Below are 19,143 nucleotides of genomic sequence, written 5' to 3'. Positions count from 1 at the left end.
AAGATATTACTTGTAACGGAAAAGGGGCTTCTTAGAAAGGCAGGTCTGGCGAGGGTTCCTGCATGGGCGGGGGAACATCGTGATTACCGAACCCTTCCGCGTTTTCACCATGGGGATGAGTATGCGAGCTTTGGCCTCCGGAATCAGAGCGTTTATCCAGCATGATCAGGTTATCACCCACAACTTCGGTAGCGAATTTCTTGTTACCCTCTTTGTCTTCCCAGCTACGGGTACGCAAACGACCTTCAATATAAACCAGGCTTCCTTTATGCAGGTATTTTTGAGCCAACTCGGCCAGGCCGCGCCAGAGCACTACTGTATGCCATTCTGTTTGTGAGATGAGCTTACCAGCCCTGTCTTTGAAAGTTTCGGTAGTGGCGAGCGGGAATTTGGCTACTGCGATATTACCTTCCAGGTATTGCACATCCGGATCTCGTCCTAAATTTCCAATTAACATAACCCTGTTTACACCGCGCATAATGGTAAGTTTGAATGTTAATGAATCGCCTGTCGGTTTTAATTACTTTTAAAGTTAATTTTTTTCAGAGATATTATCACAATTATTTGGCCGTTCTACAGGTATCCATGGATGGTTCTAAACCAACTTTCACATGCCTAAAATAATCGTGCCGGGGAGGCGGTTTCTTCAAGGAACATATTAATGAATCGCGGGAAAGGGTAGTTCGACAAATGTGCTTTCGAAACCTGAAAATATCCTGATGCGGTGGGAAGGGGTTTGGATATATCTACAGTAATAAACTGTCCGTTAATAGTTTGATGTGTCAACTGCTGTTTGAACATTTTACTAATATGCAAAATGGAGAAAGGTATATCACCAAGAAATTCATTCAGGAAGGGCAGCTCCTGAAATGCAGTATGCACAGGCCCTTCGGCCTCATAGAGGACAAACTCATGCAGATTTTCCCATATGTCTTTACCCGTTCTCTGACGGATATAAACATGATCGTCAGATACGATAATAAAGTAATACAACCACCTCGTGCTTTTCACCAGCGTTTTTTCTTTTACCGGCAATTGCTTTACGAGATCATGTTTGAATGCTTCGCAATCTTCATTCTGGACACAGTTTGCGCATAAGGGTGACTGAGGTTTGCAGATCACAGCGCCAAAATCCATGATGGCCTGGTTGTATGCCGCCGGTTGATCAGTGTCTATGAGCGCTTGCGCAAGTTCCTGGTATAACTTTTTTCCGGAAGTGGTATCGATGGGAGTAGAGATGCCGAAGTAACGGCTCAATACGCGTTGTACATTGCCGTCCACCACGGCTTTAGGCTCATCGAATGCAAAGGATGCAATGGCAGCGGCCGTATATGGACCGATGCCTTTGAGTTCTTTAATGGATTCATACGTGGAAGGAAATACACCATTGAGTTCGCCGGCAATTTTTTTTGCAGTAGCAATGAGGTTCTTGCAGCGCGTGTAATACCCAAGTCCTTCCCAGCATTTGAAAACTTCCTGCTCGGGCGCATTTGCCAGGTGTTGAATGGTAGGAAATGTTTCGAGAAATTTCTGATAATAGGCTAATCCTTGCTCCACGCGGGTTTGCTGGAGAATGATCTCACTGAGCCAAATCCTGTAAGGATTCTTCTCTCCTTTCCAGGGCATGGACCTTGTATTGGAATCTTTATTCCACTGCAATAATTTCCGGGTAAAATCAGGTTTCATCCGAAAACAGGTTTCTTTTTTTGTGGTTTCTACGCTGCCGCCATTCCCGTTTTGAACTTTTGCCAGCAAATGGGAAACTTGCGGTTGGCACAAGTTATGACAAATAACTTATTGAAAATGAGTGTTTCTATAAACTTTTTAGCAACTGGCATGTTGAAAATTCATAATCAATAATTTATACTTTTCTTGCAAATGTGCGAATTAACTTTTAATTTGGGTAAAGAATTGATTTTGTGCGGATTGCCCCAGAGGGTGATCAATAGCCTATAAAAAAATTTTTAAACTGTTTAAAACTCAAACGACATGAGAAAGGCAGACCTCGTTAACCAAATATCTGAAAAAACAGGTATTCCGAAGGTTGATGTTCTGGTTACGCTGGAAACCATGTTCAAGGAAGTGAAAGACACCTTGTCCCAGGGGGAGAACATCTACATCCGTGGTTTTGGTAGCTTTATCACCAAGAAAAGAGCCGCCAAGATCGGCCGCAACATTAAAAAGAACATTGCGGTTCACATCCCTGAACATTACATTCCCGCATTCAAACCTGCAAAAGAATTTGTTGCAGAAGTTAAAAAGTTACAATCAATCAAAGAAGATCAACCAAACCCGGACGATGAGATGTAATTTTGCTGCCTAAATTATTCTGATACGTGAAAAAGCAGCAGATCATCGTTGTAGGTGGCGGAGTGGCCCTCCTCTGCCTAATTTATTTTTTTGGCAGAACAGTTCCCACTCAAAAGGCAGGACCTGTTGCCGCCGCTACCCATCAGGACTCTACCGCGATCGACATTAAAGCTATTCTTTCGGCATCCAAGCAAAAACTGTCTGTTTCCCAGCAGGAGTACATTACCCGGCTGGAAGCATCCGTTGTGCGCGGCGACGTGAAGGAGCAACAGATCCAAATGTATAAGCAGATGGCTGGGTTCTGGAGAGACTCCGCCCATGCCCTGCTTCCTTTTGCATATTACACTGCAGAAGCAGCTAAATTGGAAAATTCTCAAAAAAACCTCACCTTTGCTGCCCAATTCTTTTTGGACGGGGTTCGTCGTCAGCCTGCCCCCTCCCTGAGGACCTGGATGGCCACACAGGCTAAAGAGTTGTTTGAGAAAGGATTAGAGCTGGATCCCAATAATGATTCGTTGAAAATCGGCCTGGGAAGTTGTTACCTTTTCGGTAATATCAGCAGCAATCCGATGGAAGGAATCCTGAAGATCCGCGAAGTGGCGGAGAGAGATTCAACCAATATGTACGCGCAATTCATGTTAGGTCAGGGCGCTTTGATGTCCGGTCAGATGGATAAAGCCATCGAAAGGCTTACCAAAGTGGCCACCAAAGAACCGAATAACCTGGAAGCCGTACTGATGCTGGCAGATATCCATGAAGGCAGAGGCAATAAAACCGAAGCCATTCACTGGTATGAAGCCGCAAAGAAAAAACTCGGTAACCCCGAGATCATTGCAGATATTGACCAGCGTATAAAAGCGCTGAAACAATAGGATAGAAAAATCATTTGTTAACTTTAATTCATTGGTGTTATATGCCTTGTGGAAAAAAGAGAAAACGTCATAAGATCGCTACGCACAAGCGTAAGAAAAGACTGAGAAAGAACCGTCATAAGAAGAAAAATCGCTAAGAGTTTTTTCTTTTTACACAGGGCCGGCGATCACCGGCCCATTCCTTCTTCCTTTTAGCTGAATTCATTACTTGTCATTTATTCAAGTTTTCCCCGCCCTGATAAGATATATCTGACAATTAATACCTCTTCAGCAACCTTCCTTGTAGTGGTGATTGGTAAGACGGTAAAAGTTTACGCTTGAATAAGGAATTAATAATTAATGCTGCGCCTCAGGGGGTAGAAATAGCCCTGTTAGAGGACAAAAAGCTGGTAGAACTTCATCACGAAAAAGCGGATGGCAGTTTTGCTGTAGGTGATCTCTATCTGGGGAAAGTGAAAAAACTTATTCCCGGACTGAATGCCGCCTTTGTGGATGTGGGGTTTGAAAAAGATGCATTCCTGCATTATACAGACCTCAGCCCTTATGCACGTTCTTTACTGAAATTCACCCAGCAGGCCATCAACGATACTTCTGAACCAGGTTTCGATTTCGGCAATTTTGTGGTAGAACCCGAGATCATCAAAACCGGTAAGATCAATGAAGTGCTCAGCGGTAAGCCGAACATACTGGTTCAGATCCTCAAAGAACCCATTGCGGCCAAAGGACCACGTCTGAGTTGCGAGATCTCCCTCCCCGGTCGTTTTGTAGTCATCACTCCATTTAACGACATTGTAGCGGTATCCCGGAAGATCCATTCCGCGGACGAACGCAAACGCCTGCAGAAGATCGTGGAAGCGATCAAGCCAAAAAATTTCGGCGTTATCGTTCGTACTGCTGCTGAAGGCAAGAATACGGCAGAACTGCATGAAGACCTCTCCATGCTGGTTGAAACCTGGAAAACCATCCAGCACAACCTCAAAGGCGCCGTAGCTCCCGCCAAGATCCTGAGTGAACAGACCAAAACCACCAGCATCCTCCGCGATCTGCTCAACGAAGATTTCAACCGGATAGTAGTTAACGACAGGAACCTTTTCAATGATACCAGGAATTATATCCAGCGTATCGCTCCCGAAAAATCTGAGATCGTTACTTACTATAACAATGGCCTCCCCATCTTCGACCAGTTCGGTATCACAAAACAAGTGAAAGCCGCATTCGGCAAAACAGTGAATCTTCCCAGTGGCGCTTACCTGATCATCGAGCACACAGAAGCCCTCCACGTTATAGACGTGAACAGCGGCTACAAATCTGTTGGCAATAACCAGGAATTGAACGCGCTGGAAACAAATCTCGAAGCTGCAGCCGAAATCTCGCGCCAACTTCGTTTGCGCGACCTCGGTGGTATCATCGTAGTGGATTTCATAGATATGAAACTCCCCGAGAACAAACGCAAGCTCCTCGATGCGATGGAAGAGTTCATGAAAGCCGACAGAGCAAAACATGCTGTGCTCCCGATCTCCAAATTCGGTATCATGCAGATCACCCGGCAAAGAATGAAGCCGGAAGTGAATATCAATACACAAGAAGTTTGTCCTACCTGCGCGGGAACCGGTAAGATCTCGTCTACCTTATTGCTGGAAGATGAAATTGAAAAGAATCTTTCTTATCTCATCACTCATCAGCACAAAGATCTTGCACTGGTTGTACACCCGATCATGTACGCCTATCTCACCAAAGGCAAATGGTTCAGTTCACGTCAGTGGAAATGGCGGTTCAAGTATGGCCGCAAAGTGAAAGTGAGAGAAAACACCAACTACCATCTCACAGAATTCCATTTCTTTGATAAACACGACGAAGAGATCAAATTATAAACAGTAACGGCGCAGAAAATTCTGCGCCGTTTTTCTTTTATCTATTTTTCCGGATTACAATATTTGGATCAGGGAAAATTTCTGCAGGAGCACCTGCCCCAGCTGCGCAAACAGGCTGATAAGAAATTATCAAATAATATTGTGAAGATTCGTTGGAGCGATGCAGTGAACCTTGCTAAAAACAGGGTCAGTGCAAGGGAGAAAAAAACCGGGCAACCCTAAAGTTGCCCGGATGTATTATATACAATGAACCAGCCCTGTACAAAGTATATGTACGGAAGTAAAGATATACCCCTGGCATCGGTGCAACAATAAGAAACTAGCAACTGTGACAGGATGAATTGTAACTGTGCATTTTTATGAACAAAAGCAATTGGAAGATTATTTGTCACGCCATGCTGTAACTCTAAATGGAGGCTCAATGGGTGAAGGGAAGCAAAATACACGGGAAACCCTTTGAATTCTGCCAAAGAAGCTTACAAATCGATCCTGAGCAATCCAGGCAATTAGTCCTGCGGACATTAAGGATTAGAATCCATGTCTGAGGACTCTGTATCATGACAATTATCAAACAAAACAATGGTAGCCCCTAAAAATCAAAAACTCCGGTGGTTAACCAGAGTTTTCTTTGCAGTTTGGTTTTGAGTAAGAGTATCCCCGTTTCCGGGATACCATTCTCCTTACTCAGGAAAATGGCAACGTTAACATGAAAAAGTATAAGTCAGCAATCGTTAGCTTGTGTTGTTATATTTCTGAGACAGGAAAGCCATGCAGGATGCTGCATGGCTTTACCAGAATATTAAAAAATTGCTGTCTTTCTTTAATCCCTGCTCCGGCTGCCTCCCAAAAAGATCAAAATATATTGGACCAGGGTGGCAACGGAAGCCAGTGCGGCAACTACATATGTAGTGGCGGCCCATTTCAGAGCATCCTTGGCCTTGGGATATTCCTGGGCAGTGGTTATATTGGTATGCTGCAACCAGGCAAGCGCCCTTTTGCTGGCATCGAACTCAACAGGCAGCGTAATCACTGAAAATAAGGTAGTTAGAGCAAAAAGAATGATACCAACCAGCAACAACTGGGGGAAGGTATTGACCATAATCACACCCAGCAGCAATACCCAGTTAACCAGGTTTGCGCTCAATTGAACCGCGGGAACCAGCTTGCTCCGCATATTCAGCCAGGGGTACTGCGTGGCGTGCTGAACGGCGTGTCCGCATTCATGGGCCGCCACCGCAGCCGCTGAAATAGACACTCCATTATATACATCGGGGCTCAGATTGACGGTTTTATTGGCCGGATTATAGTGATCGCTCAAAAAACCGTCCACAGATACCACCTGAACATCATATATACCATTATCACGGAGCATCTTTTGGGCTACTTCACTGCCAGTCATTCCGGAGGTTAACCGGATCTTTGCATAAGAATTAAACTTACTTTTTAACACCCCGGAAACTAACATACTGATACCAAGAAACACGAGGGAAACAATCAAAATCGATGGTGTCATTTGTACTAGGATTTTTAATGAATATTCTAATTAAATATCAAAAGAATTACCAAACTTTTTTTTGAGATTTTTGGTCATATTAAGGCATATAAATGAGCAGTTTTGTCACCTTAAATCTATTCAAAAAAACATGGCTGACATTTTATCACCGTTTGGCTCTCCTGAGATACCAAAATTAATTTAACTAATTGATTTGCAATATTATAACTGCATTAAAACAGATCCTCCATAACGATTATTATTTATTCACAACCCCAAAAAATAATTTTGTTATGTGGCGTGAATTTGTAATTTAGTGCAAGAATTTAATGGGTTAGTAAGTAAGGGGTCAACAGTAATGTTGGCCCTTTTACTTTAAAAAAATCCCTACACTTTTTTCTTCTTTTTTTATCTCTGTTTTCTTCTTTTTTTTGCCATTATCCCAACAGGTTTCTTCCATAATTTTTCTACTTATTTTCTTTGTTCATTTTCTACATCGAATGATATTCCCGAATTGCGATTTGGAATTTTCTTCGATCATACATCGTCCATATTTTTTTCTTCGCTTAGTCAAAAGTTACCCTTCTCTTTCGAACTCCGGAAATTGATCCTTACCAACGTATCTTTATCATATGAGTAAAATAAAAACCGCCTTCTTTTGTTCGAACTGTGGTTATGAAAGTCCAAAGTGGTCAGGTAAGTGTCCTTCATGTGGTAACTGGAATACGTTCATCGAAGAAGTGGTCCATAAAGATGTTTCCCAAAAAGAGAAGCAATGGAAGAACGAAGATGAGAAGAACGGAACAGCGAAAACCGTTGCGCTCAATGAAATAAAAAGTAATGCGCAGGAACGCATCATCACCGGAGACGCAGAGCTGAACAGGGTTTTAGGCGGTGGCATAGTTCCCGGAAGTCTTGTTCTGGTAGCCGGCGAACCAGGTATCGGTAAGTCTACGCTCTTTCTGCAAATCGCTTTGCAGATGAAAAATATCACAACACTTTATATCAGCGGGGAAGAAAGCGATCAACAGATCAAACTCCGGGCAGACCGTTTGAAGATCCGGAACGATTCTTTCTATCTGCTTACCGAAACCCTCACACAAACTATTTTCCAGGAAATCAAAAAACTGAAACCAGACCTGGTGATAGTAGATTCCATTCAAACCATTCAAAGCCCTTATATAGATTCTTCTCCCGGAAGTGTATCGCAGATCCGCGAAACCACAGCAGAATTCCAGCGCTTCGCGAAAGACACGCATATTCCTGTTTTCCTGATCGGACATATCACAAAAGACGGCAGTATTGCGGGCCCCAAAATACTGGAGCATATGGTGGATACTGTACTGCAGTTTGAGGGCGACAGACATTATGCCTACCGCATCCTCCGGACCCTCAAAAACCGCTTCGGAAGCACCGCGGAGCTGGGGATCTACGAAATGGGCTCAGACGGGATGCGGGGCGTGAACAATCCCAGCGATATCCTCCTGAGCCAGAAGGAGGAACAACTAAGCGGTATCGCCATTGCCGCCACCATTGAAGGAATGCGCCCCCTTTTGGTGGAAGTGCAGGCCCTGGTGACCCAGTCGGTTTACGGAACGCCCCAAAGAACGGTTTCAGGCTTCGATCTGCGCAGGCTCCAGCTCCTCCTGGCCGTACTCGAAAAAAGAGGAGGCTTCCATTTCGGCGTTAAAGATGTTTTCCTCAATATCGCAGGCGGACTGAAAGTGGAAGACCCGAGTATCGATCTCGCTGTTCTCTGTGCATTGCTCAGCTCTTATGAAGACATTCCGCTTCCTTATGATATTTGTTTCGCAGGAGAAGTTGGACTCAGTGGAGAGATCAGAGCCGTGAACAGGATCGAACAAAGGATCGCCGAAGCGGAGAAACTCGGTTTCGAAAAGATCATCGTTTCCAAATACACACAAAAAGCGATCAGTCAGCAATCATTTAATATAGAAGTAATACAGATGGCAAGGGTTGAAGAACTCTACCGCTATCTTTTCGGTTAACCATCCCTATGCAGTTCAGGCAAGCCGCTCAATCGCTCATACAGCTCTTCTTCCCGCAAACCTGCCGGGGATGCGGATCTGACGCGGTGAGTAAAGAACAACTGCTCTGCTTTTCCTGCCTCCAACGATTACCAGCAACCGATTTTTATCCGCATAGCGGTAACGCCACGGAAAAGATACTTGCCGGGCGGCTGCCTTTCCTGAATGCAGCCAGCCATTATTTTTATACGCAGCAATCCCTCATACAGGAACTGATGCACCAGTTCAAATACAAAGGCAGGCAGGAGATCGGTGAATATTTTGGAAAGAGAATGGGCGAAGCCATTTTACAATCTGGCCGTTTCCAGCGTATCGATGCCATCATCCCGATGCCATTGCACAAACACAAAATGAAAAAAAGGAAATATAACCAGGCTGGTATTCTCAGCAACAGTATCGGCGCAATCATCAATCGCCCGGTGCTGGAGCATATCATTACACGTATCAGCCCCACGGTATCACAAACGCATAAGAACAGGATAGAAAGATGGGAGAATATTTCCGGCAGCTTCATACTGCAGGCTCCTGAAGCTATTGCCGGTAAACACCTGCTGCTGGTGGACGACGTGATCACCACGGGCGCCACCCTGGAAGCCTGCGGTGCAACCCTGCTCAAAGCTCCCGGCACCAGCCTAAGCATTTGTACCCTGGCTTGCGCCATGAAATGAAAACCTTATTTTTGATCTGCATGAAACAAATCCTTGTTGCCATACTGCTGGTGTTGATCACTGCCAGCGCGTGCAAGAAAAACTCATTCATTACCGGTAACGCCACTGTTATCACTTCCTCCGATACACTACATTTTGATACCCTGTTCACTACAACAGGTTCCGTTACCCAGTTCTTCCGGATCTATAACCAGAACGATCAGAAACTCCGCATCAGCGAAGTTTCACTCGGCGGAGGAGCAGCCTCCTTCTTCAAGATCAATGTGGACGGATATCCCGGGCCGGTTGTTCGTGATCTGGAACTGGAAGCCAATGACAGTCTCTACGTTTTCGTTACAGTAAAGATCGATCCTACCGCAGCCAACCTGCCCTTCATTGTACAGGACAGCGTGCATATCAAATACAATGACCAGGAACAATGGGTACAACTGGATGCATGGGGGCAGAACGCTCATTTCTACCGCAACCGCCTCATTGATGCCAATGAAACCTGGACCAACGATAAACCTTATGTGATCCTCGGCGGAATGCTGGTGGAAGAGAATGTAACCCTCACTATCGAAAAGGGAACGCGCATCTATGTTCATGCAGACGCACCCTTATTTGTAGATGGCACCCTCCATGCCAACGGAGGAGCAGATGAAAACGAAAGGATCATTTTCCGCGGCGACAGGCTTGATATTCCTTACAGGGATTATCCCGCTGCCTGGCCGGGACTGATCTTCAGGGACCCAAGCATCAATAACAGTATCCAATACACGACAATTCAGAATGCCTACCAGGCCATCGTTCTAAATAACCCTGCCAGTAACGGACAACCGAAATTGCAATTAAAAGGATCCATTATAAACAATGCATATGATGCAGGCATCCTCGCCATTTCATCTTCCATCAATTCAGAAAACTGCCTGATCAGCAATTGTGGCAAGAACCTGGTACTGGTGAAAGGCGGTGAGTATACTTTCAATCATCTTACCGCTGCTTCTTATACCACTTCTTTCATTCAACACAAAGACCCGGTGCTGGGACTCACCAACTTCGTGAAGGAAAATAACAATACGGTTGCCACTGACCTGACTGCCAGTTTCACCAACTGCATCTTCTGGTCTGAAAATAGTATTGTGGAAAACGAAGTAGTTGTTCAGAAAGAAGGCAACAGCATTTTCGATGTCAGTTTCACCAATTGTATCATGAAAGTGAAAGCGAATCCGGCCAACAGTACGCTTACAGGTGTATTGCTGAACCAGTCGCCCGAATTTGAAACGATCGATACACAAAAGAAGAATTTCAATTTCCGGTTAAAAGATGGATCACCGGCTATCGATGCTGGCATTGCTTCCGGAATCAGCATCGATCTGGACGGTAAGCCACGACCTGTTGGGCAGCCCGATCTCGGCTGCTATGAAAAACAGTAAACCGGCAACTTTTTTAGTACAATTCTTGTATTACAATACAATATTTCAAAACAATAATTTATGATACGTCTGTTATTGCTTTCGCTGACGCTTACGGTGGCTATGGGCATTTATGATTTTAAGGTCCCGGCTCTTTCCGGCGGCACCATCGATTTTTCACAATACAAGGGAAAGAAGATCCTGATCGTGAATACTGCCAGCAAATGCGGCTACACGAAGCAATATGCGGAACTGGAAAGCCTGTATGAAGCGCATAAGAACAAACTGGTGATCGTTGGTTTCCCCGCTAATAATTTCGGTGGGCAGGAGCCCGGCAGCAATGAAGAGATCCAGGAATTTTGCCAGAAGAATTACGGCGTCCGCTTTCCAATGGCTGAAAAGATCTCTGTAAAAGGCGATGACATTCATCCATTGTATAAATATCTCCTGGAAGAAGCAAAGAAACTGGGCATTGAAGATCCCGTAAAATGGAACTTCACCAAATTCCTGGTAGACGAGAAAGGAAAGCTCATCACTGTTTTCCCCAGTAAGGTGAAACCCACCGATCCTGAATTAATTAAATACCTCAATTAACAGAGTGCCGCCAGTCGCTCGCCTCCCGGCGAGTGACTTTTATTTAGTCGCCTCTGGCGACGCAATGTTCGCCGGAGGCGAACAAATATAACTCACTCGCCGGGAGGCGAGCAATTGGGCACCCTGAATTAGCAATTTTCCTTTTGTTATCTTCGCGTCCATGTCTTTCAAAAAAGTAATTGGTCAGGCTGATACAAAGCAGCACCTGGTAGAAATGGTGCAACAGAACAAGTTGGCCCATGCGCTGCTTTTTCTCGGAAAAGAAGGAAGCGGCGCATTGCCGATGGCGATGGCCTTTGCCCAATATATAGTGTGTGATAAAGTGAACAGGGCCGGCGCTGCCGATCCCGGACCATCTTTATTTGGAGAAGCAGAGCCAGCAATGGAGCCCGTTCTTTTGAACGATGCCTGCGGCGAATGCCCCTCCTGTATGAAAGCACAGCAGATGATGCACCCGGATATCCATTTCTCCTATCCGGTGATCCCGCGCAAAGCAGGCGACAAACCCCTCAGTACAGATTACATCACTGAATGGAGAGAATTCTTCGGGCAGTACCCTTACGGAAATGTGTACGACTGGCTACAGTTCATCGGCGCAGAAAACAAACAGGGGAATATCACCGCTTACGAATGCAACGATATCATCCGCAAACTCAATCTCAAAAGTTTTGAGAGCGGTTTCAAAATACTGGTGCTCTGGATGCCGGAGTACCTCGGTAATGAAGGCAACAAACTCCTCAAACTGATCGAGGAGCCGCCACCAGATACACTCTTTATCCTCGTAGCCGAGAATGAAGCGCAGATACTGGCCACTATCCTTAGCCGCACCCAACTGGTGAAGATCCCTGCACTCACCACCAATGAAATTACCGAAGCGCTCAGCTCAAGGGCCAACCTGCAAGCTGACCAGGCCCGGCAGATCGCGAGTATTGCTTCAGGTAATTATCGCGAAGCCCTTCAACTGATGAACCATGCCGGGGAAGACTGGATCTCCCTGGTTCGCGAATGGCTCAATGCCGTTTTGAAGAATGGTCCCATTGCACAGGTGAAGTGGGTGGACGAAGTCAGCAAACTGGGCCGTGAAAAACAAAAACAGTTCCTCCGCTATTTCAATCACCTCCTGGAACAGGCCATCCGTCTGCAGGCGATGGGTCCCGATGCCATTCACCTGCCCGAGACAGAGAAGGATTTTGCCTCCCGCCTCAACAAACTATCTGGTTTCGCTCAGCAGGAGGCCATTATTAAAGAGCTGGACAACGCTGCCTATTATATTGAAAGAAACGCTAATGCGAAAATGCTTTTCCATGCGCTCACCATCAAATTATACCATATCCTGGCTACCCGCCAGACGCTGACTGTCTTATAAAGCCCCTTTTGTTCTGAAAAACCTATATTTGTAATATCAGCCTGTGCAGAAATGTGAAAAAGAGAGGCTTGTGAGGCAAGATATTGTGAGCTGGAGCGAAAGCATCAACTGAGTCATCCTACACCTGCTATATATATAGTATTGGTATGCTTATCAGGATTACAACTGTTAGCATACCGGTTTGCATGTACTCCCTCCCTTTTGATCCCTGTACTACGGCTTCAACATAAATCCAATTTAATCATCGTCAATTCAACATACGAATGGGATGTAGTTCATGTGGTACAGGTGGCAAAGTTGCCGGCTGTAAAAGTAACGGAGGATGCAGCACGGGTGGCTGCAACCGTATGAATGTGTTCGACTGGCTTGTCAATCTTCCGATCAATGATGAAGAAAGCGCCTGCAAAGTAATAGAGGTGGCTTTCAACAATGGCAGCCGTAAAGATTATTTCAGAAACAGTACTGTTCACAATCTTGAAAAAGGAGACCAGGTTACCGTTGAAGGCATCAGTGGTTTCGACGTGGGCTCTGTAAGTGTGACCGGTGAAATTGTAAGACTGCAGCTGAAAAAGAAAGGGCTCAATGAATTTGAGCCTGAAATGAAAAAAGTACTCAGACGTTCTTCTGATAAAGACCTCGAGATCCAGGCCCAGAATAAAGCCCGCGAAAAAGAGGCACTGATCCAGTCGCGCGCCATTGCCAAACAACTGAACCTGGCGATGAAGGTAAGCGAAGTGGAGATCCAGGCAGATGGCCGAAAAGCAACCTTCTTTTATATTGCGGATGACCGCGTTGACTTCCGTGAACTGATCAAGATCTATGCACGAGAGTTCAAACTGAAAGTGGAAATGCGCCAGATCGGCGCCCGCCAGGAAGCCGCCAAAGTAGGCGGTATCGGAAGTTGCGGACGTGAGCTCTGCTGCAGCACCTGGCTCACCGATTTCAAATCAGTGAACACTACCGCTGCCCGTTACCAGAACCTCAGTATCAATCAGAGCAAACTGAGCGGACAATGCGGCCGTCTCAAATGCTGTCTTAATTACGAACTTGATACCTATCTCGATGCACTGCAGTCATTCCCCGAAAATGCAGAAAGCATCCAGGTAGCCAAAGGTTACGCCAACCTCATCAAGAAAGACATTTTCAAAAATCTCATGTGGTATATGTTGCCCGACAGCAATAAACAATATCCACTGAGCATCGAACGCGTTCGCAAGATCAAACAACTGAATGCACAGGGCATCATCCCAGATGAACTGGAACCAGTTGATGTTACCACCAACAAACCCAAAGAAGTGGAACCTGAATTTGTGGATGTGGTTGGACAGATCAGCCTGCGCAGCCTGGAAAAAGCAGAAAAGAAAAAACGCCACCAGGGCAAAGACCAGAAAGGTGGTCAGCATAAAGGAGGCCAGCAACAAAAACCTGCGCAGCAGTCAAGACAACAATCTCAAAAACCGCAGCAGGGGCAACAAGGTCAGGGACAAAAGCCACAGCAGGGGCAGGGGCAGCGTCCTCAGCAACAATCGCAGCAGGGACAAAAGCCACAGCAACAACAACGTCCGCAACAACAAGGACAGGGTCAAAAGCCTCATCATAGCAAGCCGCAGCAACAGGGACAGAAACCTCAGCAGGGACAGCAAGGACAGAAGCCACAACAGACCAATCAACAAAACGGCCAGCGTCCCCAACAGGCACAAGGGCAAAGGCCTCAGCAACAGCAACGTCCGCAAAACCAGCAGCAGCACAACCCACCAAAGCCCCAGCAGGGCAATGATGGCACACCGCCGCAACAGCCGCAGGCATAAGTTTATTTCAACAGGTCAAAATATAAAAGCAGGCATCTTAACGGCGCCTGCTTTTTTTATTTTGGTTTGCCCGGTGGATCGCGTCCCCGCGAATGACTTATGTTTGCTCGCCTCCGGCGAGCACTGTGTCGCCAGAGGCGACAAAATAAAACTCACTCGCCAGAGGCGAGCGAGTGGGGCTCTCTGATTATTTCCAGCCGTCGCCATCCAGCATATTGCCTAAACCGCCGAGCAGACTTCCTTCTTCCTTACGATTGTAAGATCCGTAAGCGAGGATGCGACCAGCGAGCCTGCTGATAGGCAATGTCTGGATCCACACTTTACCAGGCCCACGCAGTGTAGCGAAGAATAGACCTTCACCACCAAAGAGTGTATTCTTGATACCACCAACAAACTGAATATCGTAATCGATGGTTTGTGTATAAGCCACTAAGCAACCTGTATCGATGCGGAGGAATTCACCTGCCTGTAATTCTCTTTCGAATACGTGACCACCTGCATGAACAAATGCCATACCATCACCTTCCAGTTTCTGCATGATGAAACCTTCACCACCAAAAAGACCTGTTCCCAGTTTGCGCTGGAATTCGATACCAACACTCACACCTTTTGCTGCGCAAAGGAAAGCATCTTTTTGGGCAACGATCTTTCCACCCATTTGCTGCAGATCCAGCGGGATGATCTTACCGGGATAAGGAGAAGCGAAACTTACTTTCTTCTTTCCATGTCCCAGGTTGGTGAAGGCAGTCATGAAAAGACTTTCACCGGTGAGCATACGCTTACCTGCCGACATCAGTTTGCCGAAGAAGCCTTGCTGTGCTTTGGCTCCATCTCCGAAAATGGTTTCCATCTGGATGCCATCATCCATCATCATAAAGGCGCCGCTTTCTGCAATGGCGGTTTCGTTGGGGTCGAGTTCTATCTCAACATATTGCATTTCTTCTCCGTAAATGCGATAGTCTATCTCGTGGTTCGTTCTCATACTTTTTGTTTTATTGCAAATACTGCGTCCGCAATATTATCATTTAAATTGATTACTTACAATTAGTAGTGGAGCGGTTTAAAAAATTACGGGCCTCCGGCAAAAAATAACCGGAGGCCCGCATCAAATCAATTATTCATGTTCATCAGAACCAGCTGCCGATAAAGGCTTCGTTCACGTTCGGATTGTTCCTGAGCCTGTGTCTCCTGCGTGCCCGTTTGTAATTGTGCCTGAAGATCTCAACGATCATCATCAGTGCAAACACCAGGGTCAGCGGCGGGATGCCCATAAAGCTCACCCATTTGCCTCCGTATAAATTACGCATCGGGCGTCTCAGCCTTTCCGCAATCAGGTACATACTTGGCACAATGATCAACGTCATGAAGAAGGCGAAGGCGAGACCGAAGATAATGGTCCAGGACAGTGGCTTCCAGAACACGGCATTATCACCACCAAAGAAGATATGCGGGTTCAGTTCGGAGAACATTTTGACGAAGTCGATATTGAAACCAACTGCCAGCGGGATCAGACCGAGTATCGCAGCCACTGCCGTCAGCAGTACCGGGATGATACGCGTTTTACCTGCCTGGATCACCGCTTCACGTGTTTTCATACCACGCATGCGCAACTCATCCGCAAACTCGATCACGAGGATACCGTTCTTCACCACAATACCGGCCAGACCAACGATACCAATACCCGTCATCACCACAGACACTTCCATTCCTGTAAAAGCGAAACCAAGCAACACACCAATCACACTGAACACGATCTCCGTTAAGATGATCACAGACTTACTGATTGAGTTGAACTGGATCACCAGGATCAGCAGGATCAACAGCAGCGCAACGATCAATGCTTTACCAAGGAATGCCCCGGTCTCCGCCTGTTGTTCGCCTTCACCGGTTTGCCTGATGGTTACACCGTCAGGTTTCTGTTTGAAGTTGGCGATATGCTGCGCCAGTTCCTGGTTAACAGCGGTGGGCGTATAGCCCTGCGACTCCAGCACGTTAGACACGAGTGTGATCATGCGCTTCTGGTTCTTGCGCTTCACACTTCCCAATGTGCTGGTATAATCCACTTTCACCACAGAACTGATAGGAACCGATTTCCAGCGGCCCTGGCTCTGGTCCATGAACACCACGTTCATGTTCAGCAGCGAGCTCAGGTCTTTTCTCTGCAATTCCTGGTTTCGCAACTGGATCTTATATTCTTCATCACCGTCTTTGATCTTTGAAAGTTCTCTTCCGAAGAGGGCAGTACGGATGGTCATACCGATCTGTGCAGAAGTTACACCGGCCATCATTGCTCTCTCACGGTCTACAGTAAGCGTAATTTCAGGATTGGTTAGATCGATATCCATTTTCAATTCTTCCACACCCGGTACCTGAACGGAATCCAGGTAGTTCTTGAGCGCTACTGCTGTTTTGGTGAGGTTATCGAAGTCCTCACTGGCAATCTCGATATTCACGGGAGGTTCGGTGGGAGGACCGCCCTGTTCCTGGTTCACCGTGATCTCTGCACCAGGTACGCCTTTCACTACGGCACGGATGGAATCGAGATATGGTTTGGTTGATACGCCATGACGCTTCTCAAACTCCACGAAAGAAACCTGGATACGTCCCAGCTCGGGGCGCGTGCTTCTGTCGCCGCTCATCGGATCACCCGCACCTACTGCAATATTGGTGATCACACTTTCCACTACAGGGTTCTCTTTTCCATTTTCCATGTCCAGCACACGCGCAACACGGCTTTCCATAGCTTTGGTAATAGAATCTGTATAATCAACATCGGTACCTACCGGTAATTTGAGGTATACGAAAATCTGGTTGGGATCGCCGGTTGGGAAGAACACCACTTTAGGATTGGAAGCACCAAAGATCATGAAAGATAAGATCAGCAACACAAAAGTGGCGATCAGCATCCATACAGGTCTCCATCCTTTTAAAACCCATCTCAGCAGGGTTTCATAATGCCCCATGATCCAGGGAAGTACACGATGCTGGAATGAACGGATCATCCCTTCCAGTACATAGGTGTTCAGGATCACCAGCAGCACGATAAAGATCAGCAGGTTCCCCAGGAAATTATAACCCATCAGATCAAAAACGATACCTACAATAAGCGCTACCCAGAGAGCCGGCTTTTTGAAGATATCAGATTTCTTTTTCTCATGCTCTGCATGGTTCATGAAGTCTACTGCAAACACGGGGTTCATGATGAAGGCCACTATCAATGATGCCGTCAAAGTGAAGATCAGCATCGTTGGCAGATAGATCATGAACTTACCGATGATACCCGGCCAGAATAACAATGGCACAAAGGGCGCCAGCGTGGTGAGCGTACCAGCCAGTACCGGAATAAACACTTCACCCGCCGCCATCATGGCCGATTTCTCGGAACTTAGCTTACCTCCTGCCTGCACAAAGATCCGGTGTGTATTCTCGATCACCACAATGGCATCGTCCACAATAATACCCAGTCCGAACAGCAATGCAAACAGTACGATGAAGTTCAGTGTCACATGGGTTCCCACTATCAAGTCTGCCGCGGGCAGGAACATGAATGCCACGAACATACTCAGCGGCACAGAGAGCGCCACAAAGAAGGCATTTGTTACACCCATGAAGAACATCAGGATGATCAATACCAGCAGGAAACCGATCACGATGGTATTCACCAGTTCGTTGAAAGAGGTCCTGGTGGTTTTACTCTGATCACCTGTTACCACCACATCGAGATTTTTCGGAAAGTTCTCTGCCTTCATCTGGTCTACCACTGCCTTCACAGCATCGGAAGTTTCGATGAGGTTCTCACCGGCGCGTTTGATGATATTGAGCGTGATCACATTCTTTCCGTTGAGACGCGCATAGCTCTCGCGCTCCTTGATGGTGTCTTTGATCTGTGCGATATCTTTCAGGTAGATGGAGCCACCTTTTGAATTGCGGATCACCACTTTCTCGATATCGAAAGTTGTTTTGAACTGACCTTTCAGTTGCAGGTTACGTTTTGTATTCCCTGCTTCCAGCAAACCTCCGGAGATATCCATGTTCTCGCGCTTGATAGCTGATTCGATATCATCGAAAGAAACGTGGGCGCTGGCCATCCGGTAATTGTCAACGTTGATCTGGAACTCGCGCTCCGGGGCGCCCACCAGGTCTACGCGGTTGAGCTGGGAAAGCTCTTCCAGCCTGTCTTTCAGGTCATCTGCATATTTCTTCAGTCGCACCACATCAAAGTTACCGCTCACGTTCACATACATGATGGGCTGATCGGAGAAGCTCACTTCCATTACGGAGGGCTCTTCAGTGAGATCTGTCGGCAGATCTGGCTTGGCCTTGTCTACCGCATCCTTCACTTTCCGCAGTGCGATATCCGTTTTCACATCCGTATCAAATTCCACCATGATGGCTGAATAATCCTGAACGGAAGTGCTGGTCACTTTATTGATCTTGGCGCCGGTAATGCCTTTGATCTGTTTCTCGATCGGCTGGCTTACCAGGTTTTCTATGTCTTTGGGTGAGTTACCTACATAAATCGTTTGTACGTAGATGGTAGGTATCACAATGTCCGGGAACTGTTCTTTAGGGAGGGTCACAAACTGGTACACACCCATGGTACTCACAAGGATCATGAGCAGGTATATCGAAGTCTTGTTCCTGATACTCCAGGTGGTAGGACCGAACTGTTTGAATTTCCCCGTAAGGTTTTCTAAAACACTCATAAGGTTGATTTAAA

Annotated in this window: 14 protein-coding genes; 9 read left to right on the top strand and 5 right to left on the bottom strand. The window is 46.4% G+C overall.

Going from position 1 to position 19,143, the window contains the following annotated elements; all coding sequences use genetic code 11:
• Positions 1 to 31 precede the first annotated feature (31 nt).
• On the bottom strand, positions 32 to 478 hold the full coding sequence (locus D9Y29_RS13725) for a single-stranded DNA-binding protein (protein WP_127129066.1): 447 nt from the start codon (positions 476 to 478) through the stop codon (positions 32 to 34).
• Positions 479 to 615: 137 nt separating this feature from the next.
• Positions 616 to 1,686 (bottom strand): A/G-specific adenine glycosylase, encoded by a 1,071-nt coding sequence (mutY, locus tag D9Y29_RS13720; RefSeq protein ID WP_127129064.1) that lies wholly within the window; start codon positions 1,684 to 1,686, stop codon positions 616 to 618.
• A gap of 303 nt (positions 1,687 to 1,989) precedes the next feature.
• On the opposite strand from mutY, the gene D9Y29_RS13715 reads away from it, so the two are divergent.
• The 3 genes from D9Y29_RS13715 to D9Y29_RS13705 all read left to right on the top strand — a co-directional run bounded on the left by D9Y29_RS13715 (position 1,990) and on the right by D9Y29_RS13705 (position 5,053).
• Positions 1,990 to 2,310: an HU family DNA-binding protein gene (locus D9Y29_RS13715; RefSeq protein WP_127129062.1), complete on the top strand. Its 321-nt coding sequence runs from the start codon at positions 1,990 to 1,992 to the stop codon at positions 2,308 to 2,310.
• Between the two features lie 26 nt (positions 2,311 to 2,336).
• Positions 2,337 to 3,182, top strand: a complete 846-nt coding sequence (locus D9Y29_RS13710) for a tetratricopeptide repeat protein (protein WP_127129060.1) — start codon at positions 2,337 to 2,339, stop codon at positions 3,180 to 3,182.
• A gap of 317 nt (positions 3,183 to 3,499) precedes the next feature.
• On the top strand, positions 3,500 to 5,053 hold the full coding sequence (locus D9Y29_RS13705) for an Rne/Rng family ribonuclease (protein ID WP_127129058.1): 1,554 nt from the start codon (positions 3,500 to 3,502) through the stop codon (positions 5,051 to 5,053).
• A gap of 820 nt (positions 5,054 to 5,873) precedes the next feature.
• Here D9Y29_RS13705 and D9Y29_RS13700 read toward each other — a convergent pair.
• Positions 5,874 to 6,566, bottom strand: a complete 693-nt coding sequence (locus tag D9Y29_RS13700) for a zinc metallopeptidase (RefSeq protein ID WP_127129056.1) — start codon at positions 6,564 to 6,566, stop codon at positions 5,874 to 5,876.
• A 611-nt stretch (positions 6,567 to 7,177) separates the two neighbouring features.
• Between D9Y29_RS13700 and radA the strand changes: the two genes are divergently transcribed.
• From radA to D9Y29_RS13670, 6 genes are all read left to right on the top strand, one after another.
• Positions 7,178 to 8,554 carry a DNA repair protein RadA gene (radA, locus tag D9Y29_RS13695; RefSeq protein ID WP_127129054.1) on the top strand — a complete coding sequence of 459 codons (1,377 nt, stop codon included), beginning with the start codon at positions 7,178 to 7,180 and terminating at the stop codon, positions 8,552 to 8,554.
• Positions 8,555 to 8,562: 8 nt separating this feature from the next.
• Entirely contained in the window at positions 8,563 to 9,261 is a 699-nt protein-coding gene (locus tag D9Y29_RS13690) for a ComF family protein (protein ID WP_127129052.1), read from the top strand.
• 20 nt (positions 9,262 to 9,281) lie between these two features.
• A complete protein-coding gene (locus D9Y29_RS13685) occupies positions 9,282 to 10,676 on the top strand; it encodes a choice-of-anchor Q domain-containing protein (protein ID WP_127129050.1) in 1,395 nt (464 codons plus the stop codon).
• A gap of 60 nt (positions 10,677 to 10,736) precedes the next feature.
• On the top strand, positions 10,737 to 11,249 hold the full coding sequence (locus D9Y29_RS13680) for a glutathione peroxidase (RefSeq protein ID WP_127129048.1): 513 nt from the start codon (positions 10,737 to 10,739) through the stop codon (positions 11,247 to 11,249).
• A 160-nt stretch (positions 11,250 to 11,409) separates the two neighbouring features.
• A complete protein-coding gene (locus D9Y29_RS13675) occupies positions 11,410 to 12,615 on the top strand; it encodes a DNA polymerase III subunit (RefSeq protein ID WP_127129046.1) in 1,206 nt (401 codons plus the stop codon).
• 263 nt (positions 12,616 to 12,878) lie between these two features.
• Positions 12,879 to 14,423, top strand: coding sequence for a PSP1 domain-containing protein (locus tag D9Y29_RS13670; protein ID WP_127129044.1), 1,545 nt, complete (start codon positions 12,879 to 12,881; stop codon positions 14,421 to 14,423).
• A gap of 187 nt (positions 14,424 to 14,610) precedes the next feature.
• On the opposite strand, the gene D9Y29_RS13665 is transcribed toward D9Y29_RS13670, so the two are convergent.
• The gene (locus tag D9Y29_RS13665) at positions 14,611 to 15,405 is read right to left on the bottom strand and encodes a TIGR00266 family protein (protein WP_127129042.1); all 795 of its coding nucleotides are present in this window, start codon (positions 15,403 to 15,405) and stop codon (positions 14,611 to 14,613) included.
• 145 nt (positions 15,406 to 15,550) lie between these two features.
• Positions 15,551 to 19,129, bottom strand: a complete 3,579-nt coding sequence (locus D9Y29_RS13660; protein ID WP_127129040.1) for an efflux RND transporter permease subunit — start codon at positions 19,127 to 19,129, stop codon at positions 15,551 to 15,553.
• Positions 19,130 to 19,143 lie beyond the last annotated feature (14 nt).

The sequence above is a fragment of the Pseudoflavitalea rhizosphaerae genome (genome assembly GCF_003991355.1).
Lineage (GTDB): Bacteria > Bacteroidota > Bacteroidia > Chitinophagales > Chitinophagaceae > Pseudobacter > Pseudobacter rhizosphaerae.
The sequence above is the reverse complement of the archived record's forward strand: the minus strand, read 5'-3'. Positions and strand labels throughout refer to the sequence as shown.

Coding starts and splice junctions, on each gene's coding strand:
- D9Y29_RS13725 (WP_127129066.1), bottom strand. CDS start 478: ATGCGCGGTGTAAACAGGGTTATGTTAATTGGAAATTTAGGACGAGAT.
- mutY (WP_127129064.1), bottom strand. CDS start 1,686: ATGAAACCTGATTTTACCCGGAAATTATTGCAGTGGAATAAAGATTCC.
- D9Y29_RS13715 (WP_127129062.1), top strand. CDS start 1,990: ATGAGAAAGGCAGACCTCGTTAACCAAATATCTGAAAAAACAGGTATT.
- D9Y29_RS13700 (WP_127129056.1), bottom strand. CDS start 6,566: ATGACACCATCGATTTTGATTGTTTCCCTCGTGTTTCTTGGTATCAGT.
- radA (WP_127129054.1), top strand. CDS start 7,178: ATGAGTAAAATAAAAACCGCCTTCTTTTGTTCGAACTGTGGTTATGAA.
- D9Y29_RS13690 (WP_127129052.1), top strand. CDS start 8,563: ATGCAGTTCAGGCAAGCCGCTCAATCGCTCATACAGCTCTTCTTCCCG.
- D9Y29_RS13685 (WP_127129050.1), top strand. CDS start 9,282: ATGAAACAAATCCTTGTTGCCATACTGCTGGTGTTGATCACTGCCAGC.
- D9Y29_RS13680 (WP_127129048.1), top strand. CDS start 10,737: ATGATACGTCTGTTATTGCTTTCGCTGACGCTTACGGTGGCTATGGGC.
- D9Y29_RS13675 (WP_127129046.1), top strand. CDS start 11,410: ATGTCTTTCAAAAAAGTAATTGGTCAGGCTGATACAAAGCAGCACCTG.
- D9Y29_RS13670 (WP_127129044.1), top strand. CDS start 12,879: ATGGGATGTAGTTCATGTGGTACAGGTGGCAAAGTTGCCGGCTGTAAA.
- D9Y29_RS13665 (WP_127129042.1), bottom strand. CDS start 15,405: ATGAGAACGAACCACGAGATAGACTATCGCATTTACGGAGAAGAAATG.
- D9Y29_RS13660 (WP_127129040.1), bottom strand. CDS start 19,129: ATGAGTGTTTTAGAAAACCTTACGGGGAAATTCAAACAGTTCGGTCCT.